The organism is Streptomyces sp. NPDC093064 (genome assembly GCF_044754605.1).
GTDB lineage: Bacteria > Actinomycetota > Actinomycetes > Streptomycetales > Streptomycetaceae > Streptomyces.
This window is the reverse complement of record NZ_JBIVPK010000035.1, coordinates 1-24037: the sequence shown is the minus strand read 5'-3', so window position 1 is coordinate 24037 and position 24037 is coordinate 1. Positions and strand designations below refer to the sequence as shown.

The window sequence follows — 24037 nt, the reverse complement described above, 5'->3', positions numbered from 1 at the left end:
TGTGAACCGATCACGAAGTCGATCAGTCACAGAGGCTACACACGAGGTCCGCCACTACGCGTTCGCTTTGTCCTGACGTTGTACGTCACCGCTCCATCCCTGGCCGACACCCCACAAGTAGGCACGCACTCCGCAGTCGGTAGCCCCTCACGAGCGCTTCACCAAGCTGACCGTGGCGACGGTGATCGTCCATGCGGAACTTCGCCGCGCGGTGATCCGCGGAGGCGGCGGATGCTTCACCAGCCAGGCCGTCGATCGCAACGCTTCCCAGGGCGGCTGCGGTCACCACCAGAGCAAGAGGAGCCGCGACGTCTCGCGTGCGAGACACCGGCCCCATGACCCCATCGTCCTTCGCGCCGACGGGCTGGACCAGGGCGTACGGGAGCACGGCCGCAAACTCCACAGCTGGGTGGGCCGGTGGTCAGATCCGCCAGGAGCGGATGCGGTCGGCCGCGTCGTACCCGTCGGCGCGGCCGGCGTCGATGTCCCGGGCGAGATCGATCAGCGCGCCGTACGGCGGGTCGACGGCCTCGCCCGCGGCGCCCATGTACGACACGACGATCGCGGCGCCGTACAGAGCGTTGCGGGCCGGAAGCGGGCGCAGCCGGATCACGGCGTGCATGAGTGCGGCCGCGCGCCAGGCGTTGTCCACCCTGGCGCCGACCTGCGGGGTGTTGACTCGGTGACGGGCGACGGCGGCCACGAGGTTGGAGAAGTCGTGGACCTCGGGATGCTTGGGCAGGACCTCCGCCTGGCGCTCCAGCAGCCAGCGGATGTCGATGTGGAGCTCCACGTCAGGCCGCCCGCCCCGGAACCTCGGCAGCGTCCAGACGGGCGGGGGTGTCGTCGGGGAAGGCCGCGTCGAACGCGTCGGCGTTGTCGGCGACGAACTGGCGGAAGACCTCCGCAGCGCCTTCGAGGCGGGGGTCGCGGACCGCGTTGCGCGCGGCCTCGGTGATGAGCGCGGTCACCGTGGTGCCCTCGGACTCGGCACGCTCCTGCAGCTGGGCGTGGAGCTCCTCGGGGACCCGGATTGTCACTGACTTCGACATACCACGACCGTACAGCAGGGCGTACAGCGCGGGGGCGGATACAGCAGAAACGTACCCGGACAGGCCGCCCGTGTGCGGTCGTGGGCCTCCCAGGCGAAGGCCTCACCCTGAGGCTTGTCGGGGACCGGCTCCACGGTGGCCAGGGACAGTGCGTAGCCGACACCGTCTGCGTCGGTGAACCAGACCGTTTCGTCGCCGCGGCCGAACCCGGCGACGAAACGGATGTGGGGGCTGCCGCGCAGCGCGTCGGCGACGCGGACGACGTCGTGGTCGGCGTCGAGCAGAGGGCTCTTGTCCCGGTCAACGGGCGGCAGCCGAAGCTCAGCAGGCCGCGGACGGCTCCCGCATCCGGCACCGGCGCGTATGCCAGGCCGAGCGCCGCGAGGTCGACAACCGGGAGGTCGCGAAAGGATTCAAAACCCCCGACGGGCACACGGTGGTGCTCGAAGAAGCAGATCTCCAGGCCCTGCCGCTGCCCAGCAAGCACGTCATCGACGTCCTCGGATTCGTCCCCGTCGACGGCCTGGACCCGATCCTGTTCTCGCGCGCCTACTACGCCGCACCGCACGGACAGGCCGGGCAGCGGCCATACGCGTTGCTGGTGGCCGCGCTGACCCGGGCCGAGCGCGCGGCCGTGGCGGGTGACGCTGCGCACCAGGGAACGCCTGGCAGCAGTCTGACCGCGCAGCGCCGGTCAGGGTCAGGCCTGGCGCCAGGAACGCAGCCTCTCGGCGATGCCGTACGAGTCCAGCTGCAGCCCCCGGATGTCGTAGATCAGTTCCCGCCAGAGCTCAAACTTCGTGTCCACGCGTTCTCCGGAGGCCTCCAGGTAGGCGATGGCGACGCCGTATCCGTACACCTCATTGCGGGCCGGGAGCGGGCGCAGCAACAGGCACTCCTCCAGCATGACCGCAGCCCGCCAGAAGGCGTCGGGATGGTGTTGATCATGCCGGGGCGGGTCGACCCGGTGGCGCTGGGCCATGCCGACGAGCACAGAGAAGTCGTTGACGGTCAGGTCGTCCCGGAGGATCTCTTCCTGGCGCTCGAGGAACCACCGGTAGTCGACGTACACGACGGGAGGCACAGGTCAGGCCGCCCGCGGGGTGTCGTGCGCGACGGACGGCAGCCCGCCGAACTCGGCATCGAAGGCGTCCATGACGCCGGGCTCGCTGATCGCGCGGCGGAAGGCGGCGGTCGCCGTCTGCAGGGCTCGCTCTTGTTCCTTCTCCTCAGCCACCTTGGCGAGGTAGGCCTTCACAGACAGACCTTCGGCGGCGGCGAGGCCCTGCAGGGTGTCCCTGGTACTCGTGTCGACCTTGACAGTGGTTTCAGCCATACCCGTAGTATCCCGCACGGTATACGCGCCGCGCTACCTACCCGCTTGCGAGTGCATGCGCCGCTTCGCCCGTTCACGGGCGGCACTGAAGGATTACGAGGAGCACCTCGACCTGGCCTCCGGTCGGCGGGGCCTCGTCACCACCGGCCGCAAGAAGGGCAAGCGGGTCGAGAAGCTGCGCAAGCAGGGTGATTGGTCCACCAACTCGGCGGTGTTTTGGGAGTACCTCGACGAAGGCGAGATGTTCGAGGACGCCGCCACCGACGGAATCGGGCTGTGACCGGACCCATGCGCCCGGTCCGGTCACGCTCGGCTTCATCGCGGCCGCCATGGTCTTCGCGACCGTCTGGTCGCGCTTCCAGCAGCGGGGACCACTCGAATGGCTGATGACCAAGGCGACAGGCCTGGCCCGGCACATCCCCTGAGCGCAGAACCGGCCGAACCGACGCCCCCGACCCCAGCGGTCGACGCCCCCTGGCAACGACCGCCGCGGTGCGCCGCGCGCCGCGTGGCGGTCGCTGCCGCCGCTGCGCAAGCGCCTCGCGCTGATCCGCCCCGAGTACGTCGGCATCGACCCGGTCGACCGGGTGGTCTACGAGCCGGGCCGGGTCGCCCAATGAGACTTGTGGTTCCCGGAGACGAAGGTGCAGGTCGGGGCCGGTCAGTAGCGGATTCTGCCGGTGCTGGTGATGACACTCGAGTTCTCCCGCTTCATGACCGCGGTGATGATCCCGTCCCGGCAGGCCGGCGACATCCTGTCGGGCATGTGGTCCCTGATCCACGGCATTGGCCGGGTGACGAAGACGCTGGTCTGGGACCGTGAGGCGGCAATCGGCGGGACCGGGAAGGTGACGGCTCCCGCAGCGACTTTCGCCGGGACCCTGGCTTGGCGGTCGAGTCGTCGCGGGGCCCGGGGCGGCCATGTCCTTCAAGCCATCCAGCGGCTCAACCATGACAGCCATACCCCGGCCCCCTGGGCCTCGCCGATCGTACGAGTGACCAGTTCAGGCCCACATCAATAGATAGGACGTGCCATAACTCGAACCTCTCAAATGATCGAGTCCCTACCGAACCCGGAACGATTCATAAGAGGGAAGGATCCCATGTTCAAGAGCATCCTCGTCGCCGTCGATCCGAGCCCTGCCCGACACTGCGCGGTCCGCACGGCTGGCGAGTTGGCTCGGTTGACCGGTGCCGAGGTTCACGTCGTGCACGTCGCCGCGTCAACGATCGCCTGGGACACGGTCGTACCCCTGGAGGAGTACCCCGAAGCCGACGAGATCCTCAAGGACGTGCTCGGCGGTCTCCGGGAAATCGGCGTCGCCGCCCGCGGGGTCACTGTCGACGCCATGACCCGGCAGATACCCAGTGTCATCTCCCTCGCCGTCAAGGAGGCCGGAGCGGACCTCGTCGTCCTCAGTCCGCATCACCGGGGTGCGGTCGCCGCCTTCTTCAACCCTCGCGTCAGCGACGCCGTCTCCCACACCAGCCCGGTCGCCGTCCTGCTCGCCCCGGAAGCAGGCCCGGCCCAGGGCTGAGCGCTCAGGGACCGGCGGGACTCACCCCCCGCCGTCCATCGCGTTCAGCGCGTCGCGCAGAGCAGCCCGCGTGGTGATCCCGAGTTTCGGATACACCTTGTACAGGTGGGCGCCGACGGTCCGGTGCGAGATGTAGAGCCGTTCCCCGATCTGCTTGTTGCTCAGGCCGGACGCCGCCAGGTGCGCGATCTCCAGTTCCTGCGGCGTCAGCAAGGACTGGGTGCCCTCGGGCAGGGTCGGCTGCCCGGTCGCGCGCAGTTCCATCCGGGCCCGTTCCGCCCACGGCGCGGCCCCGAGCCGGACGAAGGCGCCCGCGGCAGCGGTCAGCGGCACGCGGGCAAGCCCCTTGGCGCTGGTACGCCGCAATCGCTCACCGAGCGCCAGCCGGATCCGCGCCGCTTCGAAGGCCCAACGGTCCGCCCCCGGCACCGACAGCGCCTGCTGAAGGTGCGCGACCGCCTCATCGTCCGGGGCGCACAGGCCGGCCGCGCCCTCGACCAGCATCGCGTACCGGTCGGACAGTCTCGCGACATCCAGCTCGCGCAGGGCCCGGAGATGCGCGGCGGCCTCGGCGTCGCGGCCGGTGCGTACGGCAGCCTCGATCAGGTCGTACGCACTCCACAGGGCGTGTGCCTTGTACGGGGCCAGGGTCCCGGCCGGGGTGAGGGCGGTCGCATGGCGGTAGGCGGCCTCGTAGTCGCCACTGCCCAGGCAGACCAAGGTCCGCGCCTGGTGGGCGAAGGCAACCGCCGCGCCGACGCCCCTGCGCGTCCCCCAGCGCACCATCCGTTCGGCCAGGGCTTCCCCAGCTTCCACCTCGCCGCGCGCCCCGTGCAGCAGGACTTGGTTGTACTGGAAATACCAGGCGAAGAAGGGGTACTCGGCGTCACACAGTGCCGCTCCCTCGTCGGCGAGTTGCTGCGCCCCCTCCCAGTCGCCGGTCAGGAAGTCCTCCATGCACAGGTGCATCAGCGCGCCGAGGTGGCGGCGCACCTGTCCGCTGCTGTCGCGGCCTTGGCGGACCAGCTCCCACAATCGGTCCCGTAGTTCGCCGACCTGGTCGATGTAGATCGTCGCGGTCGCACCTCGGACGAGTACCGTCGGATCAGTCGTGCGGCGCAGCACCTCGCGGACCCCGTCCAGGTCGGAGAGCGCCGCGAGCCCGGTGCGCGCCGGATCGGGGAACGTGCGCGCGGCCATGGCCAGTACGGGCGGCGGGGACGGCTTCAGACGGCCCACGGCGTTAACGAACGGAGCCCACAGGTCGGCGCGACCGCTCCACCAGCAGACCAGTTGGAGGGTGTGCAGCGCGTCTATGAGCGCGGGGTCGTCGGCGTCGTAGTCCGGTCCGGCCGCTTCGATGGCGCCGACCAGCAGGCGGTGGGCGGTGACGAGGTCGGCCTCGGTGTTGATGAGGACGTAGACCGCCGCTGCCGCCACGTACAGGGCGGCGCTCGAACCGGGCTCGGCGGCCTGCGCCCGTTGCAGCAGCTCCGAGGCTCCTGCCACATCGCCGGTCGCCTCGGCACCGAGGTAGGCCGCCTCGGCGAGCCGCCGCGCCCGGTCGTGGGCCACGGGGCTGAGTTCGGCGGCTCTGGTCAGGGCGGCGACGGCTCCGATGGCGTCGCCGCGGTGCAGCACGGCGTGGGCCGCGTCCTGAAGTCGTAGGGCCACCTGTTCGTCCGGTTCGATGGCTGCCTCCGCGAGGTGCCAGGCCTGCCGCTCCGGGCGTTCGGCGAGGGCTGCCGCCAGCGCTTGGTGTGCGGCTCGCCGCTGGGCCAGTGTGGACGCCTCCACGACTGCCGCGCGGATCAGTGGGTGACGGAACGCGAGGCTGCGTGTCGCACCGTCGGTCCGGACGAGGCGTTCGTGCTCGGCGGGCGCGAGGTCCTCCAGGACCGCCGTGTCGGTGCCGACGGCCCGGTGGAGTACGCGCAGATCCCCCGTGCCGTCCAGTGCGGCCAGCAGCAGGAGCCGGCGCGCGTCCGCGGTCAGGGCGGTGACCCGGGTGACGAACAGCTCGCGCAAGCGCTCGCCCAGCGGCAGCACCATCGGCAGGTCTTCCTGTGCGGTCCGCTGCGACGCGGTGAGTTCCCTCGGCAGCTCCATCAGGGCCAGCGGGTTGCCGCGGGCCTCGGCGACCACCCGCGCCCGGACCCGGGCGGCCAGGCCCGGGTAGCGGGCGGCGAGCAGGAGATGCGCCGAGTCGTCGTCGAGCGGCTCCAACTCGGTCTCGTACAGGCCGCTGTGGTCGAGCATGTTCGCTCCGCCGGTGCGCGAGGCGGCGAGGAAGCCGACAGTGCCGCCGGACAGCCGGCGCGCGACGAAGCCCAGGATCACGGCGCTCGCCCGGTCCAGCCACGGCAGGTCGTCGACGATCAGGAGAAGCGGCTTCTCGGCCGCGAGCTGCCGCAGCAGCGTGAGGGTGGCGTTGACCAGGAGCAGCCGGCCCGGAGCAGGGCCCGCGCCGAAGCCGAGTGCGACCAGGAGGGCTTCGCGGTAGTCGGACGGCAGCCGCTCGATGTCGTCCAGGACCGGCGTCAGTATCTGGTGGAGTCCGGCGAACGAGACGTCGGCCTCGAATTCGACGCCGTTGGCACGCAGTACGCGGCAGTCCGCCTCGCTCACGGCCTCGGCCACCGCGTCGAGCAGGGTGGTCTTGCCGACGCCGGCCTCGCCGATGATGTGCAGGCCGCGGCCGGAATCGCCTTCGAGGAACTGGCACACCCACTGCACGTCCCGGATGCGGCCGACGATCTGCAACCGCCGATTCGACGGTTCACTGTCCTTCATGGCTGGCGCCTCGCCTCCCCTTGTCCACAGGCCAGCGTGCTCGGCCGCTCCTGGTTTGCCGCCCGTGGCGAGCCCTGGCCTTGCCGTGGGCACCCCCGGGAGTGCCCACGCAGCGCCCCTGGCACCTGTGCGTTCTGTCGAAGGTGCGGTTGTGCGGCGCGGGCCGTCCGACCCACTCGTGTCAGCCGACCCTCGCGGGCTTGTCGGCCTTGGCCCAGCGCCGCACCAGGCCGTGGCCGACCTCTGGCAGGTCTGACGCGCGAACGGCCCAGCGCCGCACCGAGCCGTTCGCGCGTCAGACGTCCTTGCCCCTGATCGTGTCCAGGAACCTGCCGAAGTTGCCTTCGGACCAGTGCTCGACGGACTGGCGGCCCGCGACGCGGTCGATGGAGATTCCCGTGAGGGACACGGCGCGACCGGACGGCGGAATCCCCAGGATGGTTCCTGTGTGGACGCCGCCGATGCGCCAGCGTGTGACGACCTTGTCACCCCCCACGATCTGATCGAAGACGTCCATGTGGAAGCCGGTGAGCGACGACTGCAGTTCGAGGTCGCCGGCGACCCAGGCGTCGCGGGTGTTGGGGCCGTCGAACCCGTGGAGCACGAGGTCCTGCGAGATGTACCGCTCGAAGCCGGCGGCCAGGTCCCCGTTGTAGGTGGCGTAGAACTCGGCCATGAGGCGGCGTGGAGAGACGCTGTCGAGCGCGTCGCCGTAACCGTCCTGGCTCTGCGCCGTGGCGGGCGTGGCGACTGCGGCGAGGGCTGCCGCGGAGCCGAACGCGGTCAGGGCTCCGATCATCCTGCGCCGGCTGGGAGCGGGCGCCGCCTCGGTGGACTTCTGTACGGCCATGGCTGTCTCCTCGTACGTGCGGGTGGGGCGCGGTCAGCTGGCGCGCAGCGGCGCGAGGGCGTTGGTCCAGGAGATGACCTGGTCGAGCATGGTGGTGAGGGTGGCACGCTGGACGTCGAGGGGCTTGAAGTCGCTGAAGTTCTCGAAGTCGTTGAAGAGGGAGAGAGCGACCTGGGTGCGCACGTCGGCCATCTGGAGTTCGCCGGCGATGAGGCGCAGGTGCTCGACGGCCCGGGTTCCACCGGTCGCCCCATAACTGACAAAGCCGACGGCCTTGTTGGTCCACTCGGCATAGAGGAAGTCGATGGCGTTCTTGAGTGCGCCGGGGACCGAGCGGTTGTACTCGGGTGTGACGATCACGAAGCCGTCGAACGAGTCGACCTTCTGCGCCCAGTCCTGGGTGTGCGGCTGGTCGTACTGGCCCATGGACGGCGGGTAGACCTCGTCGAGGAGCGGGAGCTTGAAGTCCGCCAGGTCGACGAGTTCGAACTCGGCGTCCGTGCGCTGGGCCGCCTGCTCGTACACCCAGCGAGCGACGGCCTCGCCGTTGCGTCCCGGGCGGGTGCTGCCGAGGACGATGCCGATCTTGGTCATGGTGGTCCTCTCGGTTCGGTTCACGAGCACCCGAACAGGTGCTTGCTCCGTCAAGCATTTCCTTGACAGGGCAAGTACATGAGAGATTCCTTGACGTGTCAAGCGGTTGGTGGGGGTTTCCTTGCTCGGTCAAGGAGTTACAGTGAGGTCATGCCCTCCGACCCACAGCACCTGGAGCCCCTCAGCGCGACCGAGGAGGCGTTCGTCCGTGAGCTGAGCCGGGTGATGCTGGCTCTACCGCGCGCGGTCGACGCTGACATCGCGCGCGAGGCTCAGCTACCACTCTCCGAGTACACGCCGCTGATGCACCTGTCCGAGGCGCCGGGCAAAGCCATGCGGATGAACGAACTCGCCGCTGCCTGCAGCCTCTCACTGAGCGGCATGACCCGCGTCGTCATTCGGCTTGAGAAGCAGGGGTGGGTCGAACGCGCCAAAAGCGATCAGGACAAACGCGGATGGAACGCGGTCCTGACCGACGCCGGACTCGCCCGCCTGGAGCGCGCCTGGCCGACGTTCCTGTCCAGTGTGCGACGGCACCTGGTCGACCATTTCACCGGCCATGACCTCGACAGCCTGACCGCCGCCCTGCGCCATGTGGCGACGTCCGGGGACACATCCGGCTGATGCCCTGTGTTGCCGCGGGGCGGATCAGTCTCCGGGATCCTTGAGGAGCGCTCTCTTGGCAGCCGCGGTCAGCCACTCCTCGGCGTCGTCGAAACTCCACCGCCGGTGGGCGACGAGGCTGAACCAGGCGTCCTGACCGAGATGGAACCAGAGCAGGTCGACAGCGCGTCGCTGGTTCAAGTCGGCATGCAGCGCCCCGAGTTGATCGAGTCGCTCGACGATCGCGCCCAGTGCCTTCACATACTCGGCGGAGGCCGCATCGAGGGCGGCCGCGGCGGCCGGCTCGGAAGGACACTGCGGAATCACCGCGGCCAACGTGGACCAGTGCACCTCGTGGGCCTCACGCGCGCCCCGGGCGGTGATGTCGATGACCTCACGCGGGTTGTCGGTGGCGGCGATCGCCCGCTGGGTGATCTCGACGTGGGGGTCGTTCACCGCGGGAAGGAGCAGTTCCCGGAGCATGTCCGCCTTGCCGCCGGCACTGGCGTAGACGGTCTGGACCGCGACCTGGGCCGCGTCGGCGATCTGAGCGACGGTGACGCAGGAGTAGCCGCGGGAGACGAACAGCTCCTCCGCCGCGGCCAGGATCGCCCCCCGCGTCGCGGCAGCCGCTTCGGTACGACGACGAGAGCGGTAACTCCTGCTGCCCACCGTTCACCTCACGCTACGCCCCGCCTGGTCGCCACCGACTCTATCCGCCCTGGCCTCCCCCAGGGGCTACGGGAAGCCAGGGCCGAGCGTACGCAACACCGCCACCACCGCGCTCAGCGTGATCCGCCGGCGGCGAGCCGCATGAGATCGGTGGAGAAGTCGACGTCGGCGACGCCGCGTTCGGCGCGAGTGGCCTTGCCGCCGAACTGGTGCTGGTATCCGTCCCAGCCGCCGTCGGCGATGGACCGTCCGACACCCGCACGCAGCAGGAGCACCAACTCGGTGGCCGCGCGTTCGATCCGGCGGCCGAGGGCGGGGTCGCCCCAGTCCTCGGGCGCGGCGAACAGCGACGTGGGCGTCGGCAGGGCGCGCAGGAAGGCGAACAGCGGCCGTAGCTGCTCGTCGACCACCATCGCGTGGCGGGAGGTTCCGGCGGTGGCCGCGAGGATGACGGGCTTGGCGATGAGCAGGTCATTGTCGAGGATGTCGGCGAACGACTTGAACAGTCCGCTGATGCCGGCCTTGTACACGGGTGTACTCGCGATGACGGCATCGGCGGCGGCCAGGCGCTCGATCGCGGACTGCAGGCGCTCACCGGGAAAGCCGGACACGATCGCCTGGGCGATGTCGACGGCGAGCGGACCGAGCTCTATGACTCCCACCGTCGCCGCGGTTTCGGACTCACGGAGCAGGTCGACGGCCTTCTGCGCCGTCCGGTCGGCGAGCAGCCGGGTCGACGAGGGGTCGCTGACACCGGCGCTGACGACGACCAGGTTCACTGAGGTGTCCGCACCGGGTGAATCGTGCGGAGGGACGGATTTCAACGTCATGGCGGGTTCTCTTTCGTTCGCGGCGCGGAAGCTGTCGGCCACGGTCACACAGCCTGCGGGAAGCTGGCCGGCACGTTCGGGTCGCTGTCCTGGTACGGGGACGTGCCGGAGAGGTTGTCACCGCGGTTCGGGTTCGGGCGCGGCCGGCGCGGTTCGGCGTCCCCGTACTTCGCCCTGACCAGCGAGTCGTGGGTGGGAGCGTCGGGCACATCGGCGGCGCGCCGGGAAGCCATCTCCTTCCGGAGCACCGGCACGACCTCCGTGCCGAGGAGTTCCACCTGTTCGAGGGCCATCTCCACGGGCAGTGCCAGGCCGTCGACCGCGAAGAGCTGGCGCTGGTAGTCGCCGAACCCGTCCTGGAAGGTGAGGACCTTGTCGATGACCTCTTGCGGGCTGCCGACGGTCAGCGGTGTGCGCGCCATATAGTCGTCAAGCGAGCCGCCCTTGAAGACCGGGTACTCCTCGAAGTACGGGCGGAACGTCCTGATGGCGTCCTGGGAGCGCCGGGCGATGAACGCCTGGCCGCCGAGACCGACGATCGCCTGCTCCTTCGTGCCGTGCCCGTAGTGCTCGAAGCGGGCGCGGTAGAGGTCCACGAGCGGCTTGAAGTGCAGGTTCGGCGCCAGGATGTGATTGGCGAAGAAGCCGTTGCCGTAGTACGCGGCCTGTTCGGCGATCTCGGGTGTGCGGATCGACCCGTGCCAGACGAAGGGGGGTACGTCGTCCAGGGGCCGCGGGGTGGAGGTGAAACCCTGCAACGGGGTGCGGAACTCGCCCTCCCAGTCGACCACGTCCTCGCGCCACAGGCGATGCAGCAGGTTGTAGTTCTCCAGCGCCAGGGCCACCCCCTTGCGGATGTCCTTGCCGAACCACGGGTAGACCGGCACGGTGTTGCCGCGCCCGACCATGAGGTCGAGCCGCCCCTTCGCCACGTGCTGCAGCATGGCGTAGTCCTCGGCGAGTTTCACCGGGTCGTTCGTGGTCACCAGCGTCACCGAGGTGCTCAGGATGATGCGCTCGGTCAGCGCCGCGATGTGCCCCAGCAAGGTGGTGGGCGAGGACGGGATGAACGGAGGGTTGTGGTGCTCGCCGAGCGCGAACACATCGAGGCCTACCTCGTCGGCCCGCTGGGCGATCCGCACCAGGTTGCTGATGCGTTCCGCCTCGCTCTGGGTGTAGCCGGTGACGGGATCGGGGGCGATGTCGCCGACCGAGAAGATTCCAAACTGCATGATGCTCGCCTTTCGCGGTGGTCCAAGATTCCGCGCAGCAACGTGACTGCGCGCGTGTCCTCGCTCAGGAGGACAGCCGCCCCCGCTTGATCAGGGCGGCGAACTCGACGGCGCGCCGGCTCTGGAACTCCATCGCGGCGAGCTCGACCTCGCCGGGCGGTTCCTCGCCCGTGGCGGCAACGTGCCCGGAGCCGTAGGGGTTGCCCGACCGGAACTGGATCGGGTCGGCGTAGCCGGGCGGGACGATGACACAACCCCAGTGGTAGAAGGTGTTGTTGAGGGCGAGGATGGTGGACTCCTGGCCGCCGTGACGGGTGCTCGTGGCCGTGAACGAAGACGCCACCTTGTCCATAAGCAGGCCCTGGGCCCAGAGCGGCCCGGTGGTGTCGATGAACTGCTTCATCTGCGAGGCGGGCAGCCCGTAACGGGTCGGCGCTCCCAGCAGGATCACGTCGGCCCAGGCCAGATCGTCGTGCGCCGCCTCCTTGACGTGCTGGGTGACCTCGAGATGCGCCGACCAGCCGGCGTTGGCGGCGATCGCCTCGGCGGGGGCGAGCTCGGGCACCTTGCGCAGGCGCACCTCGGCACCGGCCTTCTCGGCGGCTGTGGCCGCCGCCTTGGCGAGGGCGAACACGGTGCCGGTCGACGAGTAATAGATCACCGACACGTTGACCGGCGCGGACAGCTCTGCACCGACGGTTCCCATATCAACTCCGCTTCTGTCATGGGGCGGACGCAGCTCGGAGGCGCCGCCCAGGTCACGCGCCCAGCGTCGGTTCTACGGTCGCCCCCTGACATCGGTCATGCGACCACGGTTCCGTCACCGGACCCGGGGCAGTCATCCGACTGAGTTCCACCCCGCTCAGAGCTTCCTGAACATTGGATAGGGATGCCTCTATCGATTAGAGTGCCGCCCATGGAGCTCTCCAGCACGGGGACTGCGGCGGTCGTCGAGACGCGTGTGGCCCCTGGTCCGCACTGCCCGGCGACGCGCCACCCGATGGAAGCTCCTCTTCGGCCAACGGCCGCCGTCGCGACCTGCGCCGGGCCGGCGGCCCCTTCCACCGGATTGCCCGGATGAGCGCGCGGCGCGCCGAACTCGTCGGCCGGACGGAAGAACGCGATGCGTTAGCCGAACTGCTCGGAGCTGTATGCGCCGGAAAGAGCCGGGCACTGGTGGTCCATGGCGAGGCCGGTATGGGCAAGTCGGCCCTGCTCGACCATCTGACGAGCCGAGCCGACGACTGCCGTGTGCTGCGCGTCGTCGGCATGCAGTCAGAGATGGAGCTGATCTTCGCGGGGCTGCATCAGCTCTGCGCTCCCCTGCTCGATCGCCTCGACCGGCTGCCGACACCGCAGCGGGACGCGTTGCGAACGGCGTTCGGTCTGTGTGAGGGCCCGCCGCCCAAACCTCTCCTCATCGGCCTCGCGGTGCTCAGCCTCCTGTCCGAAGCCTCCGGTGACCAACCGCTGGTGTGCGTGATCGACGACTACCAGTGGCTGGACCAGACGTCGGCTCAGGCGCTGGGCTTCGTCGCTCGGCGGCTCTCGGCGGACCCGGTCGCAATGATCTTCGGAACCCGGGCCGCCCGCGACGAACTGGCGGGAGTCCCCGAACTACGCCTGGCCGGACTGCCCGACTCGCACGCGCACGAGCTTCTGGACTCCGTAATCACCGGCTCACTGGATGAGCGGGTGCGGGACCAGATCGTGGCCGAGTGCGGCGGGAATCCGCTCGCGCTCCTTGAATCGCTGCGCGGTACGACGCCGGATCGGCTGGCCGGTGGCTTCGGCCTGCCGGCCGCGGTGTCACTGTCCGGCAGGCTCGAAGAGAACTTCCGCCGCCAGCTGCAGTCGTTGCCTTCCGCGACTCAACGGCTGCTGCGGCTGGCCGCCGCAGACCCATCTGGTGACGCGCCCTTGGTGCGGCGCGCCGCCCGTACCTTGGGGATCAGCCTCCACGCGGCGACGCCCGCGGTGGAAGCGGGCCTGGCGGAATTCAGCACGAGGGTGCGGTTCCGCCATCCACTGCTGCGCTCGACCATCTATCGGTCGGCGACGGAGCAGGAACGGCAGGAGGTACACCTGGCCCTGGTGGCGGCCACCGATCCCGACATCGATCCCGACCGCAGGGCCTGGCACCGCGCGCAGGCCGCCGCGGAGCCGGACGAAGAAGTCGCGGCGGACCTGGAGCAGTCCGCCGACCGTGCCCACGCCCGCGGCGGGCCGGCCGCGGCCGCCGCATTCCTGGAGCGGGCGGCACTGCTGTCCGCGGATCCCGTACGGCAGACCGAGCGGAACCTGGCGGCTGTCCAGGCCAATCTGCAGGCCGGATCGTACGAACGTGCCCTGGAGCTCCTGGCCGCCACAGAGGCCGAGCGGCTCGACCCGTTGCAGCGCGCTCGGGCGGAGCTGCTGCGCGGTCACATCGCCTTCGCCTCGGGGCTGGGCAACACCGCCCCGCGGCTCCTGCTCAAGGCCGCCGAGCAACTGGTGCCGCTCGATGTCGGACTGGCCCGCGAGACGTACTTGACCGCGTGGATGGCCGCCGTGTGCGCCGGTGGCCTCGCCACTGAGGGAAGTCTCCCGGACGTCTGCCGCGCCGCTCGGCGGGTTCCCCGCTCACCTCAGCCCGACAAGCCGGAACTGATCCTGGACGCGATCTCCGCGGTGATCACGGACGGCCCGGCGGCGGTCGAGCCGGCCCTGCGCCACGTGGTGAGCGCCTTCACCGCAGCGGAGACGACACCGGAAGAGAGCCTGCGGTGGGGCTGGTTCGCGCACGCGGCGGCCATCGCTCTGTGGGACCACAGTGCCTGGCGTTCGATGCAGGAACGGGAAGCCGAAGTGATGCGGGCGGCGGGAGCGCACGGCCTGCTGCCCATCGTGCTGTCCACGCTGGCCACCGTCACGGCATGGAGCGGGGACTTCACCGCGGCAGCGACCATGATCGCTGAGGCGGAGATGGTGTGCGACGCGACAAGAGCTCCCGCCGCATTGTTCGCCCCGATCGTCCTCGCGTGCCTGCGCGGCGACGAGAACACCGCGGTCCCACTGATCGAGGCGTCCGTCCAGGATGGCAGGACCAGCGGGACGGGCGTGTTCCTGACCTACGCCAACTGGGCAGCCTCGATCCTCTACAACGGCCTGGGCTGCTACGAGGACGCGCTGGCGTCCGCCACCCGGTCCCGCGACAGTGCGCCCTACCTCTTCGTCGCGAACTGGACACTGCCCGAACTGATCGAAGCGGCCGTACGCTCTGGACATCCGGACCTCGCACACAGTGCTCTGGCCCAGCTGACGGCATCGGCCGTGCCTGGCGGCACCGATGTCGGCCTCGGTCTACTGGCCCGCTCGCGCGCACTGCTCAGTGACAGCGAGAGCGCCGAACCCCTCTACAGCGAGGCGATCGACCGCCTGAGCCGCACCCCGCTGCGCCCCGAACTCGGCCGCGCCCACCTGCTGTACGGGGAGTGGTTGCGCCGAGCGGGCCGTCGTACGGATGCCCGCGTCCAACTGCGCACCGCCCTCGACCTATTGGCGGGTATGGGCGTCGAGGCGTTCGCCGAGCGGGCCCGTCGCGAGCTCCTGGCCACCGGTGAACGGGTACGCCGCCACGGTGCCGAAGCGGTCGACTCGCTCACCGCGCAGGAGGCACTGATCGCGCGGCTCGCCCGTGACAGCCTCACCAATGCCGAGATCGCCGCGCAGCTGTTCCTCAGCCCGCGCACCGTGGAATGGCATCTGCGCAAGGTCTTCGGGAAGCTCGGCATCGCCTCACGCCGTGAACTGACGTCGGCGCTGACCCACGCGGGCGAGGTGCTCACCGTAGTCGAATGACCGATGTCAGCCGCTCCTGAGGACGGGAGGCTGAAGGAGAGGCGGGACCCGCCCCGCCCCCTGCCCGAGCAGCCCTCCGCATGAGGAATCGCCATGCCCCACATCACGATCGGCCACGACATCAGCGGCGCCATCGAGCTCCATTACGAGGACCGTGGAACCGGTCAGCCCGTGGTGCTGGTCCATGGGTACCCGCTCGACAGCCGCAGCTGGGACAAGCAGGTTCCGACCCTGCTGGCAGCCGGATACCGGGTGATCACGTACGACCGCCGCGGCTTCGGCCGCTCGTCACCGGCCGCCGACGGCTATGACTACGACACGCTCGCCGCCGACCTGAACTCCGTGCTTGCCGAACTGGACCTGGGCGATGCCGTCCTGGTAGGCCACGCGGCGGGGACCGGGGAGATCGCGCGCTACCTCGGGACGCACGGCTCGGCACGCGTGGCCAAGGCCGTCTTCCTCGCCTCCCTGCCACCCTTCCTGCTCCGGACCGACGGGACGCCACACGGCGTCGACCTCACGTTCTTCGACGAGTTGATGGCCAAGGCGCGAAGCCTGGACCGACGCGCCTACTTCGCCGAGCTGTGCGACCTCTTCCTCAACACGGATAAGCCTGCCGGCACGGAGTCGGGTGACAGCGCTGCGGAGACGTTTCTGGACATCGCCTCCGCCACCTCCCCGCGCGCCTGCGTCGCGGTGATCCCTGCCTGGATCACCGACTTCCGCGCCGACATCGCGTCGATCGACGCACCAACGCTGATCGTCCACGGATCCCGCGACCGGCTGCTCCCCGTCGACGCGACCGGCAGACCGCTGCACGCCCTCCTGCCGCAGGCCACCTACGTCGAGATCCCCGACGCACCACACGGCCTCCTGTGGACCCACGCCGAAGAGATCAACAAGGCGGTACTGGCGTTCCTCGCGGACACGAAGCCCCGCACCTGAGCCGGTGCGGGGTGGACAGCTTCCCTACGGGGTGCGCTTTCCTGCGTGGTGCGCGATGGAACACATAGGTGGTGCGAGCAGGCCGGCGCGGCCCGGTGGCTTGAGCCACGGCGGGCCGCGCGACGCAACCGTCAGACGTCAACTGTCGGCTGTAGGACCTCAGTTATCAGCAGTGAGCTTTTACAGAAAGGCCGCAAAACGTGACGTACCGGCCGGACGGGGGTTTACCGAGGAGGGCCTTCGTGTGGTGTCCCCTCGCGCGCCAGCGGGTCGCGACCGCGTTCCCGTCCGCGGTCTGGTCGAACAGCGTCTTGTCGTGGTCCGCGAAGGCGCCGTGCCTGAGGATCGCCCATGGCCGGTGCCTCCAGTCCGATATCGGTACGCGGACGGCGGGGCGGGGGGCGGACCTACATGAAGTCGGGCGCCTTGACGACACCCGCGGCCACCTGATCCATGACGTAGTCGGTGTACATGGCCGCCGTGCCGCCGCGCCGCGCCATGACCTCGCTGATCTTCTGCTTCTCCGGTCGGGTGTAGTCAGGGGCCCACTCGGCGGCGACCGCGACCCAGTTGATCGGCTTGGCGCCGGCCATCACGAGCCGGGTCTTCGCGTCCTCGTGCGCCTCGGGTGTCACGCCGGCCGAGCAGTCGGTCACGAAGTAGACCTCGTAACCGTCCTTCAGCGCGCCGAGAACGGTCTGCGCGAGGCAGACGTCCGTCGACAGGCCCGCCATCACGAGCTTCCGGCGACCGGTGGCCTCAACCGCCGCGCGCACCTCGGGGATCGACCACGCGGCCGTGGTGGTCCGGTCGATCGGGGTGACGTCCGGGAAGGCCTCCCTTATCTCCTTGAAGATCGGATCGACCAGCGGTCCGCCGGTCGCGCCGACCGTGGTGAGGACCGTCGGCACGCCGAGAGCCTTGGCGGTCTCCGCCAGCCCGGCCACGTTGTTGACCAGGTCTGCGGGCGACCGGGGCGTGGTCATCAGCGCGACCCCCGGCTGGTGGTCGATCAGGACGACAGCAGAGTTGTCGATGGTGAGTTCGTTCGGGTTCTCGGTCACGGTTCTCTCCCCTTCGGTCGGTGCGGTGGCGTTCCCGCTGAGAACCGAGTTTCGTGAAGTCGGGCAAGCATCACATCGGTCAAGTAACTGGTGGTGTGGACGTTCGCCGCCCGCAGTCATTCGACTGCCCCGCGACCGATGTCCGTCAAAGCCCTGGCGTAAAGGAGTCGCAGGCTTCTGGCCTGCCCTTCTGCAAGCCAATCCGCACATGCGAGACCAACCGCGGGCGGACCGCAGAGTGCGAACCAACGCTCAGGTCTCGTGACCGGGTGGCCAAGTGCCCTATGAGGGCTGTCCCGCGCGCGCTTCACCAGCATCTTCGCCCTTTCGTGGACGGTTCAACAATGCGCTCCGGGACGCGCGCCGTGATGGCGTCGATCTCGTCGGCACGGAGCCGGATGTGACTTGCGGCAAGGTCCTCCTCCAAGTGCTGGACACTGGTGGTACCGGGGATGGGCAGCATTTGCGGGCCGCAGTGCAACTGCTAGGCCAGGGTGATCTGTCGCGGGGTGGCTTTTAGCTTGAAGTTAAAGGTTTCCCCTCGGCCGTCAGGGCCGGGGGGTGTCCTTTTTGCCTGGTTTCTTGCCGACGGGGTGGCGGGGGGCGGGGGCGGAGGTGCGGCCTCGTGGGCGGCCGGGGCCGGGCCGGGTGGCTTTCGGCGGTTTGGCGGGGGTGCCGAGGATCCGGCGGATGCGGGGATAGCCGCGTCGGACGCGGCCGGGGGTGAGCTGGTCCTGGGCCAGGGGTCTCTCCCAGGGGCGGCGGAGGTCGTCGGCGAGGGGCCGGGCGAGGCGGAGCTGGGTGTAGGCGGCGATGATCAGCCAAATCCAGCGGTCGGCCTGTTCCGGGTGGCGCAGGCGGGGCCGGGTCAGGCCGAGGGCCTGTTTCCAGAAGCGGAAGGTGTGTTCAAGATCGAAGCGGCGGAGGAAGATCCGCCACAGGCGGTCGACGTCGTGGGCGGCGGCATCGGGGACCGAGTGCCACAGCCACAGGGGCTTGGGATCCCGGTTGCCGGGCAGGTGCTCGACCGCGAGGTGGACCAGGGTGCCTTCCACGGTGGGAAGTTCACCGGGGTGGTCGTGCCAGCCGCCCTGGCGGCGTTCCAGCTTGGGGTGCAGGCGTCCCCAGCAGCGGGCGGTGACGCGGCCGAACCGGTCGTGGCGGGTGGTGGATTCCTGCACGGGTCCGGGGTGGGTGGCCGGGTCGGCGAGCCGGAACGTGTCACCGTGCCGGGGCTGCCGGCCCGGGTGGGGTCCCTTGCGGCGGCCGGGCGGGTGGTACATGACGCGGTCGGCGCGGATCCGCCCGAGCAGCCGCACCGGCTCGTTGCGCAAGAGCCATGTCAGGCGCACGACGTCGTAGCCGGCATCCAGCACGAACAGCACCTCGGGGTCGCCCTCGCGGTGCTGCCCCGCCTCGCGCAGCCGGACGAGCAGGCCCACGATCTGGGCGGCGGTGACCTCGGTGGGGTCGTCGTCCGGGCCCAGACGGACCGCGTCCAGCGGACCGCTCCACGAGGAGCGGCCTCCGCCGAGCGCGGCCGCGACCTGGTAGGGCCAGCCCGGGATCGTCTGCCGGACCCCGTCGCAGCGGCACGGCCGGTGGCAGTGCAGCTGGTCCGGAGAGCACTCGGCGTCCGGTCGCGGCCAGGCGGTGACGTCCAGCGCGATCGAGATCTGCCGGTCCGCTCCGCGCGGCAGCTCCAGGCCGGCCAGCGCCATCTGCAGGCGGGCCACCTCGATCCGGCCCGCGGCGAGCGCGTCGTACATCGCCCCGTGCCCACGCCGGTGCACCGCCTCCAGCGACAACTCCGGCAGCGACACCACCGGAGAACCCGCGCACAGCACCGCGTCCGCCAGCTCGAACAACGCATCCGCACGGCGAGGCAACGCCGCGTACAACTCCATTCGAAAGGAGGACAGTTCGGCAAGCGCCTGCCGATGCCCGGCTTCATGGACGACACTCGACACCGACGACCTCCACTGCCGTTGTGCGACTCGACATCACACAGCGTGAAGCGGAGGTCGTCGCCATGTCCGGGAGATTCCCATGTGGGTGAACAACTCGAACATCGAACGACCACTGAAGGTTAAATCTGAAGTTTAGACCGACCGGCGAATGGTGGCACTGAATACGAGACAGGCACGGGCCTGAGTGATCATGGAGTCCTACCTTTCAAGCGTGGGTTTCCGCTGGTCATTCGTAAGATCGGTGGGCCCAGGGGCTCCGGGTATGGCTGTCATGGAGGAGCCGATCGGATGGCTCAGAGAACATGGCCGCCCGGAGCCCCGCGACGACTCGACCGCCAATTGGGATACGCGACTTGATCGCTCTGTAGGACTACGCCGGCGAGGTCGTCTGCGGGATGGACTGACGACGAGCTGACGGAGGTGGCCGTGCCCCGGATCTGGGCCGGGATGGACATCGGCAAGGAGCATCACCACTGTGTGGTGATCAACGAGCGGGGCGAACGGCTGCTGTCCCGCCGAGTCCTGAACGACGAGGCGGCCCTGCTGGAGCTGATCCGCGACGTCCTGGACATCGACCCGGAAGCGCTGTGGGCGGTGGACGTCAACCACGGCAGCGCTGCGCTGCTGATCGGTCTGCTGCTCAACCACGGTCAGCCCATGGCCTACCTCACCGGCCTGGCCGTCCACCGCGCGTCCGGCACCTACCGCGGTGGGGGCAAGACCGACGCCAAGGATGCCTTCGTCATCGCCGACCAGGCCCGCATGCGCCGCGACCTGGGCCTGCTGCGGCCCGGCGACGAAATAGCCGTCGACCTGCGCATCCTCACCACCCGCCGCACCGACCTCGCAGGCGACCGCACCCGCCAGATCAACCGGCTCCGCGCCCAACTGCTGGAGTTCTTTCCTGCGTTGGAACGCGCGCTGGACCTGACCAACAAGGGTCCCGTCATTCTCCTGACGGGATACCAGACACCGGCCGCCATCCGCCGCGCCGGGGCGAAGCGTATCGAGACCTGGCTGCGTAATCGCAAGGTCCGAAGCGCCGCGGCCCTGGCCAAGGCCGCCCTGGAGGCGGCGCAGGCCCAGCACACCGCGCTGCCCGGCGAGACACTGGCCGCCGGCATGGCGGTCCGTCTCGCGAAGGCGGTGATGGCCCTCGACGAGGAGATCGCCGAGCTCGATGCGCTCATCGAGGCCCGGTTTCGTGAGCACCCGCACGCCGAAGTGATCTGCAGCCTGCCCGGAATGGGCACTCAGCTCGGTGCCGAGTTCATCGCAGCCACCGGCGGCCACATGACCGCCTTCGCGAGCGCCGACCGTCTTGCCGGCTACGGAGGCGTGGCCCCCGCTGCCCGCGACTCCGGCCGCATCAGCGGCAACCACCACCGCCGCCGAGCTGGCCGCCCTCGGTGAACGCGAGGACATCACCGCCCACGGCATCAACTCCGACCAGGCCGCGCTGTGGCTGGCCACCCGCGCTCAGGTGGCGGACCTGTGCGGAAACCCCGCCCAGGCCGTGCAACTGCGCGCTACCGTCGCCTGCATGGGCAAAGACGTCGAATGGTTCGAGACCCGGCCGCCGGCGCAGGACGCTGAGAGCACTCCACCGGCCTGGCATCCTGAGCCGCAGCCCCCCGCATCGGCGCCGGACCGTGACGAAATCTCACCTATGCGGTCCCGTCGGCGCTGGCCCTACGTTGCTGCCATCGCGGCCGCGGCCCTGACGGTTGCGTGCGTGTGGCAGAACGCCAACGACGAACAGCAGCAGAAGGACCGCCAGGAGAAGGCCGCCGCGTACAAGGGCATGACGGGAGCGGCACTCAACGTCGACGGCGTCAAAGCACAGCTCGTAGCCCACTGGAACAACGACAGGCACCGCGTCATTCTGCAACTGCGTTCCTACTTCGACCGCAACGCCAAGTACCTACGGATCGACGCGTCCGGGAAGTCGGCCAGCAGCGTCCAGGAAAACGGGTGGTTCCCCAAGGACCCTGAGATTGAGCTGCCGGTTGAAGATCCCCTTGCCGATGTGACGGTCCGGGTCGCGATCGGCGGCAAGAACTGGAAGGAAGGCATGCGCGCCTTCTCCCGGACCGTGCGCCTGTCCCCCACCGGCATCGCGTACGACGCAGAGACCGGCAAGCAGCTGCCTTCCGATCTCTGACCGCATCGCCACTGCTGAGGGCCCGCACCCCGATCGGGGTGCGGGCCCTCAGCACGTCTGCGGAACCCTCCGGACGCTCCGCCTGGTCCTCGCCTCACCGCCCCAGCGCGGTGAGGCGAGGACCGGACAGGCCGTCCGGCCGAAGCACCACCTCATCGAATCCGAAGGAGATCTTCCTGTGGCCAAGGGTCCCGCTGTCATAGGTGTGTTGACCGAACCGCCTACGCCGACCTGGTGGGTACTCAACCGCCACAAGGTCTTCGGCATCGGGGGGCTGCTGATCGGCTACCTGGCCGGCACCCACCTGCACGACGCCCCCCAGCAGCCGGACCAGCCCCAGCCGGGCCACACCACGCCCGCGCCGGCCACGCCCGGAGAGCACCCCACGCCCACGGCCCACGGCCTCGCCGCATAACCCAGCCGCACCACCCGCTGCGCCCCGCCGACACCAGCACAACGTCGGCGGGGCGCAGCGCTGTCCACCGACGACTGGAGGAACTGCTCGTGCTCATCCCCCGCCCGCGCCGCCGGATTGGCCGGCCCCGCCCCATGCTGCCCGGCCCCCGCTACCCGCACCGCCCCGACCGGCTGCCTGCCCCGTGGAAGACGCGATGAGCTCCCGCACCCGACGACGACTCACCAACCCGCGGGCGGAGCAAGGCTTACCCGAATACGACTGGACTGCAGCGCCCGAGGGGTTGGCCACGCGCCGCCAGCTGCGCGCGGCCCGGCTCCGCCCCGGCGGACAAGAGCCCGTCGCGATCCTGCGCTGCAAGGCCTGCGCGACCCGCCCGCAGCGCACCTGCACCCGGCCCGCCTACCTGTACCGGATCGACCTCGCCCAACCGATCCGGCCCATGACCCTCGCCAAAGAGAAGGCGCTGGACGCGGCGATGGCAGCCCGCACCACCTGCACGGTCTGCGGTCGCCGTTACTACCACTGCCTGCCTCTGAAAACGCTGGGCTCCTGCTTGGAGTGCTTCGACGGCACCCTGGCCGACCCCTCCACCTACACCGCTCCCCCGGCCGCACATCAGCTCGCCGCCTGACCCTGACAGGAGAGAGATCACTGTGTCCGTCCCGACCACAGCGCACCCCGCGAACACCGACACGAACCTGGCCGAAGCGCTCGCGGCCGTCGCCACGGAGATCGGCCGCACCGACGGCAAAGCCTCCTTACTCCTGGCGTTCAACGGCGCCACCTTCGCGGGACTCGCTACCCTCGCCGGGCACCGGCTGCCGACCCCCGCCACGGTCCTCGGCATCCTCGCTGCTACCGCGCTCGGCACTGCGACCGTCCTGCTCCTCATGGTCGTCCGCCCCCGCCTCAGCGGCAGCGACCGGGCCTCGTTCCCGCACTGGGCACGCCTGACCGAGACCGAGATCCGCGCCTGCATGACCGGTGACACCCGCGCCGCTCGCGTCCGCGTCCTGTCCGTCATCGCCCTGGGCAAGTTCCGCCGGCTGCGCCGCGCGGTCGACTGCACCCTTGCCGTCCTCGCCTTCCTCGCCCTGGCCGCCGTAGCGGCTGTACTGGCCGCGTGAGAGGAGACGCTTCGATGGCACGCACGACCATCCGGGCGGCTGCTGTGGCAGCACCCGCCCCCTCGCCTCGCTGAACCGCCTGGCGGCAGCAGCCCCGGGGCGGCCGCCGCATCGGCTAAGGCGCTTCACGACCGCCCCAGACACCCGCCTCCCCATCACAGGACGCGAGTACATCCAGCATGCCTGACCCCCGGTATTTCCCGGGCGGCAGTGATCACACAGCAAGAGGCGCACCCCCTACGCCTGCAACAGCTCGGGGTGCGCCTCTCCCTATTTCCGCCCCCGCAGGGGCGAGAACGGAGATCCCATCATGCCCGCGACCGGAGCCTTACGGCAGCCGACGCGCAACCTTGTCATCGCCGCGGCCGCCGTGCCGCTCGCCCTGGCCGCGCTCGCCGACAACCTCCGCGTGCGCCGCCAACTGGACGCCGCCCGCCGGGACCCGCTGTCAGGACTGCCCGGCCGCCCCGACCTGTTTGCGGAGAAGGCCCAGAGGGTGCCAGGTTATGCAGGATTCCGGAAGTCGCCGTCGTTCGTGACGGACTCCGTCAGGGCCTGAGCTTGTTCAGCTGAGGGTCGAAGCAGACCAGTCCCATGGACTGCGCAAGGCCGGCTGCGAAGGCGGAGGCCTCCTCAGCCATGCTCCATCGCATCGGGAAGTAGATCAGCGGACCCCTGGCCTCGCCGATCAACGGGCCGGTCGACCAGGGCGAGGCGTCGTCCTCGTCCTCGGTCAGGTCACACCAGCGCTCAAGGAGCGCGGCGACGTAAGCCGCGATGCGCTCGGTCGGAGGCTGGTCAACCTCCGCGTCGATGAGGCGGAGGTCGTTGAAGACCTGACCGGCGGTCTTGTCGTCTGCTGGTCTCTCGCCTTCCCAGACGGCCAAGTCGTAACTCATGGTCGCGAGGTTCTCAGAGGGCTTCTCGAAACCGAGTGTGGGGCTGGGGATTCCGTACGGGTGTGCTGTTCAGGTGATTGTGGCCGCGCGGGGGCATGAAGGCAGGGCCT

Annotated in this window: 26 protein-coding genes and 3 pseudogenes; 14 read left to right on the top strand and 15 right to left on the bottom strand. The window is 69.7% G+C overall.

Annotated features, from left to right (window positions below; genetic code table 11):
- Nucleotides 1-421: 421 nt before the first annotated feature.
- Together ACIQFZ_RS30915 and ACIQFZ_RS30910 are read right to left on the bottom strand one after the other, a co-directional pair.
- Nucleotides 422-793 carry a toxin Doc gene (locus ACIQFZ_RS30915; RefSeq protein ID WP_402692744.1) on the bottom strand — a complete coding sequence of 124 codons (372 nt, stop codon included), beginning with the start codon at nt 791-793 and terminating at the stop codon, nt 422-424.
- A gap of 1 nt (nt 794) precedes the next feature.
- Nucleotides 795-1052, bottom strand: a complete 258-nt coding sequence (locus ACIQFZ_RS30910) for a YlcI/YnfO family protein (RefSeq protein WP_402692743.1) — start codon at nt 1050-1052, stop codon at nt 795-797.
- A 346-nt stretch (nt 1053-1398) separates the two neighbouring features.
- Between ACIQFZ_RS30910 and ACIQFZ_RS30905 the strand changes: the two are divergent.
- Nucleotides 1399-1737, top strand: a pseudogene (locus ACIQFZ_RS30905) (Ku protein); the annotation flags it as partial.
- A 15-nt stretch (nt 1738-1752) separates the two neighbouring features.
- On the opposite strand, the gene ACIQFZ_RS30900 reads toward ACIQFZ_RS30905, so the two are convergent.
- Together ACIQFZ_RS30900 and ACIQFZ_RS30895 are read right to left on the bottom strand one after the other, a co-directional pair.
- Nucleotides 1753-2136 carry a toxin Doc gene (locus ACIQFZ_RS30900; RefSeq protein WP_402692742.1) on the bottom strand — a complete coding sequence of 128 codons (384 nt, stop codon included), beginning with the start codon at nt 2134-2136 and terminating at the stop codon, nt 1753-1755.
- Between the two features lie 3 nt (nt 2137-2139).
- Complete coding sequence (locus tag ACIQFZ_RS30895) at nt 2140-2388, bottom strand: antitoxin MazE7 (protein ID WP_376552701.1); 249 nt, start codon at nt 2386-2388, stop codon at nt 2140-2142.
- A 55-nt stretch (nt 2389-2443) separates the two neighbouring features.
- On the opposite strand from ACIQFZ_RS30895, the gene ACIQFZ_RS30890 reads away from it, so the two are divergent.
- From ACIQFZ_RS30890 to ACIQFZ_RS30875, 4 genes and pseudogenes are all read left to right on the top strand, one after another.
- Nucleotides 2444-2668, top strand: a complete 225-nt coding sequence (locus ACIQFZ_RS30890) for a hypothetical protein (protein ID WP_402692741.1) — start codon at nt 2444-2446, stop codon at nt 2666-2668.
- Nucleotides 2577-2813, top strand: a complete 237-nt coding sequence (locus ACIQFZ_RS30885; RefSeq protein ID WP_402692740.1) for a DUF418 domain-containing protein — start codon at nt 2577-2579, stop codon at nt 2811-2813. Before ACIQFZ_RS30890 ends, ACIQFZ_RS30885 begins: the two co-directional genes overlap by 92 nt.
- Nucleotides 2814-2882: 69 nt before the next feature.
- A pseudogene (locus tag ACIQFZ_RS30880) lies at nt 2883-3338 on the top strand (IS21 family transposase); the annotation flags it as partial.
- A 153-nt stretch (nt 3339-3491) separates the two neighbouring features.
- A complete protein-coding gene (locus tag ACIQFZ_RS30875) occupies nt 3492-3926 on the top strand; it encodes a universal stress protein (protein WP_402692739.1) in 435 nt (144 codons plus the stop codon).
- A gap of 21 nt (nt 3927-3947) precedes the next feature.
- On the opposite strand, the gene ACIQFZ_RS30870 is transcribed toward ACIQFZ_RS30875, so the two are convergent.
- The 3 genes from ACIQFZ_RS30870 to ACIQFZ_RS30860 all read right to left on the bottom strand — a co-directional run bounded on the left by ACIQFZ_RS30870 (nt 3948) and on the right by ACIQFZ_RS30860 (nt 8163).
- Entirely contained in the window at nt 3948-6719 is a 2772-nt protein-coding gene (locus ACIQFZ_RS30870) for an AAA family ATPase (protein WP_402692738.1), read from the bottom strand.
- 295 nt (nt 6720-7014) lie between these two features.
- Complete coding sequence (locus ACIQFZ_RS30865; RefSeq protein ID WP_402692737.1) at nt 7015-7569, bottom strand: ester cyclase; 555 nt, start codon at nt 7567-7569, stop codon at nt 7015-7017.
- Between the two features lie 33 nt (nt 7570-7602).
- A complete protein-coding gene (locus ACIQFZ_RS30860) occupies nt 7603-8163 on the bottom strand; it encodes an NADPH-dependent FMN reductase (RefSeq protein ID WP_402692736.1) in 561 nt (186 codons plus the stop codon).
- 150 nt (nt 8164-8313) lie between these two features.
- On the opposite strand from ACIQFZ_RS30860, the gene ACIQFZ_RS30855 reads away from it, so the two are divergent.
- On the top strand, nt 8314-8787 hold the full coding sequence (locus ACIQFZ_RS30855) for a MarR family winged helix-turn-helix transcriptional regulator (RefSeq protein WP_402692735.1): 474 nt from the start codon (nt 8314-8316) through the stop codon (nt 8785-8787).
- Nucleotides 8788-8811: 24 nt separating this feature from the next.
- On the opposite strand, the gene ACIQFZ_RS30850 is transcribed toward ACIQFZ_RS30855, so the two are convergent.
- The 4 genes from ACIQFZ_RS30850 to wrbA all read right to left on the bottom strand — a co-directional run bounded on the left by ACIQFZ_RS30850 (nt 8812) and on the right by wrbA (nt 12206).
- Nucleotides 8812-9438 carry a TetR/AcrR family transcriptional regulator gene (locus tag ACIQFZ_RS30850; protein ID WP_402692734.1) on the bottom strand — a complete coding sequence of 209 codons (627 nt, stop codon included), beginning with the start codon at nt 9436-9438 and terminating at the stop codon, nt 8812-8814.
- Nucleotides 9439-9551: 113 nt separating this feature from the next.
- Complete coding sequence (locus ACIQFZ_RS30845) at nt 9552-10268, bottom strand: CE1759 family FMN reductase (protein WP_402692733.1); 717 nt, start codon at nt 10266-10268, stop codon at nt 9552-9554.
- Between the two features lie 44 nt (nt 10269-10312).
- On the bottom strand, nt 10313-11500 hold the full coding sequence (locus ACIQFZ_RS30840; protein ID WP_384089292.1) for a CE1758 family FMN-dependent luciferase-like monooxygenase: 1188 nt from the start codon (nt 11498-11500) through the stop codon (nt 10313-10315).
- A 64-nt stretch (nt 11501-11564) separates the two neighbouring features.
- Nucleotides 11565-12206: an NAD(P)H:quinone oxidoreductase gene (gene wrbA / locus ACIQFZ_RS30835; RefSeq protein WP_384089290.1), complete on the bottom strand. Its 642-nt coding sequence runs from the start codon at nt 12204-12206 to the stop codon at nt 11565-11567.
- 371 nt (nt 12207-12577) lie between these two features.
- Between wrbA and ACIQFZ_RS30830 the strand changes: the two genes are divergently transcribed.
- Complete coding sequence (locus ACIQFZ_RS30830; RefSeq protein ID WP_402692732.1) at nt 12578-15340, top strand: ATP-binding protein; 2763 nt, start codon at nt 12578-12580, stop codon at nt 15338-15340.
- Between the two features lie 93 nt (nt 15341-15433).
- Nucleotides 15434-16285, top strand: coding sequence for an alpha/beta fold hydrolase (locus tag ACIQFZ_RS30825; protein ID WP_402692731.1), 852 nt, complete (start codon nt 15434-15436; stop codon nt 16283-16285).
- Nucleotides 16286-16451: 166 nt separating this feature from the next.
- Here ACIQFZ_RS30825 and ACIQFZ_RS30820 read toward each other — a convergent pair whose 3' ends face one another.
- The 3 genes from ACIQFZ_RS30820 to ACIQFZ_RS30810 form a co-directional block, all read right to left on the bottom strand.
- A complete protein-coding gene (locus ACIQFZ_RS30820) occupies nt 16452-16721 on the bottom strand; it encodes an ester cyclase (protein ID WP_402692730.1) in 270 nt (89 codons plus the stop codon).
- The gene (locus ACIQFZ_RS30815) at nt 16693-17349 is read right to left on the bottom strand and encodes an isochorismatase family protein (protein WP_384089284.1); all 657 of its coding nucleotides are present in this window, start codon (nt 17347-17349) and stop codon (nt 16693-16695) included. The genes ACIQFZ_RS30820 and ACIQFZ_RS30815 overlap by 29 nt, the downstream gene beginning before the upstream one ends.
- Nucleotides 17350-17897: 548 nt before the next feature.
- Nucleotides 17898-19319, bottom strand: coding sequence for an NF041680 family putative transposase (locus ACIQFZ_RS30810; RefSeq protein WP_402692729.1), 1422 nt, complete (start codon nt 19317-19319; stop codon nt 17898-17900).
- A gap of 426 nt (nt 19320-19745) precedes the next feature.
- Between ACIQFZ_RS30810 and ACIQFZ_RS30805 the strand changes: the two are divergent.
- The 6 genes and pseudogenes from ACIQFZ_RS30805 to ACIQFZ_RS30780 all read left to right on the top strand — a co-directional run.
- Nucleotides 19746-20714: pseudogene (locus tag ACIQFZ_RS30805) on the top strand (IS110 family transposase); the annotation flags it as partial.
- 148 nt (nt 20715-20862) lie between these two features.
- On the top strand, nt 20863-21483 hold the full coding sequence (locus ACIQFZ_RS30800) for a hypothetical protein (protein WP_402692728.1): 621 nt from the start codon (nt 20863-20865) through the stop codon (nt 21481-21483).
- Nucleotides 21484-21691: 208 nt separating this feature from the next.
- Nucleotides 21692-21898: a hypothetical protein gene (locus ACIQFZ_RS30795; RefSeq protein WP_402692727.1), complete on the top strand. Its 207-nt coding sequence runs from the start codon at nt 21692-21694 to the stop codon at nt 21896-21898.
- A gap of 196 nt (nt 21899-22094) precedes the next feature.
- Entirely contained in the window at nt 22095-22532 is a 438-nt protein-coding gene (locus ACIQFZ_RS30790; protein ID WP_402692726.1) for an RRQRL motif-containing zinc-binding protein, read from the top strand.
- A 22-nt stretch (nt 22533-22554) separates the two neighbouring features.
- Nucleotides 22555-23028, top strand: coding sequence for a Pycsar system effector family protein (locus tag ACIQFZ_RS30785; protein WP_402692725.1), 474 nt, complete (start codon nt 22555-22557; stop codon nt 23026-23028).
- A 310-nt stretch (nt 23029-23338) separates the two neighbouring features.
- Nucleotides 23339-23587: a hypothetical protein gene (locus ACIQFZ_RS30780; protein WP_402692724.1), complete on the top strand. Its 249-nt coding sequence runs from the start codon at nt 23339-23341 to the stop codon at nt 23585-23587.
- On the opposite strand, the gene ACIQFZ_RS30775 is transcribed toward ACIQFZ_RS30780, so the two are convergent.
- A complete protein-coding gene (locus ACIQFZ_RS30775; protein WP_402692723.1) occupies nt 23577-23927 on the bottom strand; it encodes a hypothetical protein in 351 nt (116 codons plus the stop codon). The genes ACIQFZ_RS30780 and ACIQFZ_RS30775 overlap by 11 nt on opposite strands.
- Between the last annotated feature and the right edge of the window lie 110 nt (nt 23928-24037).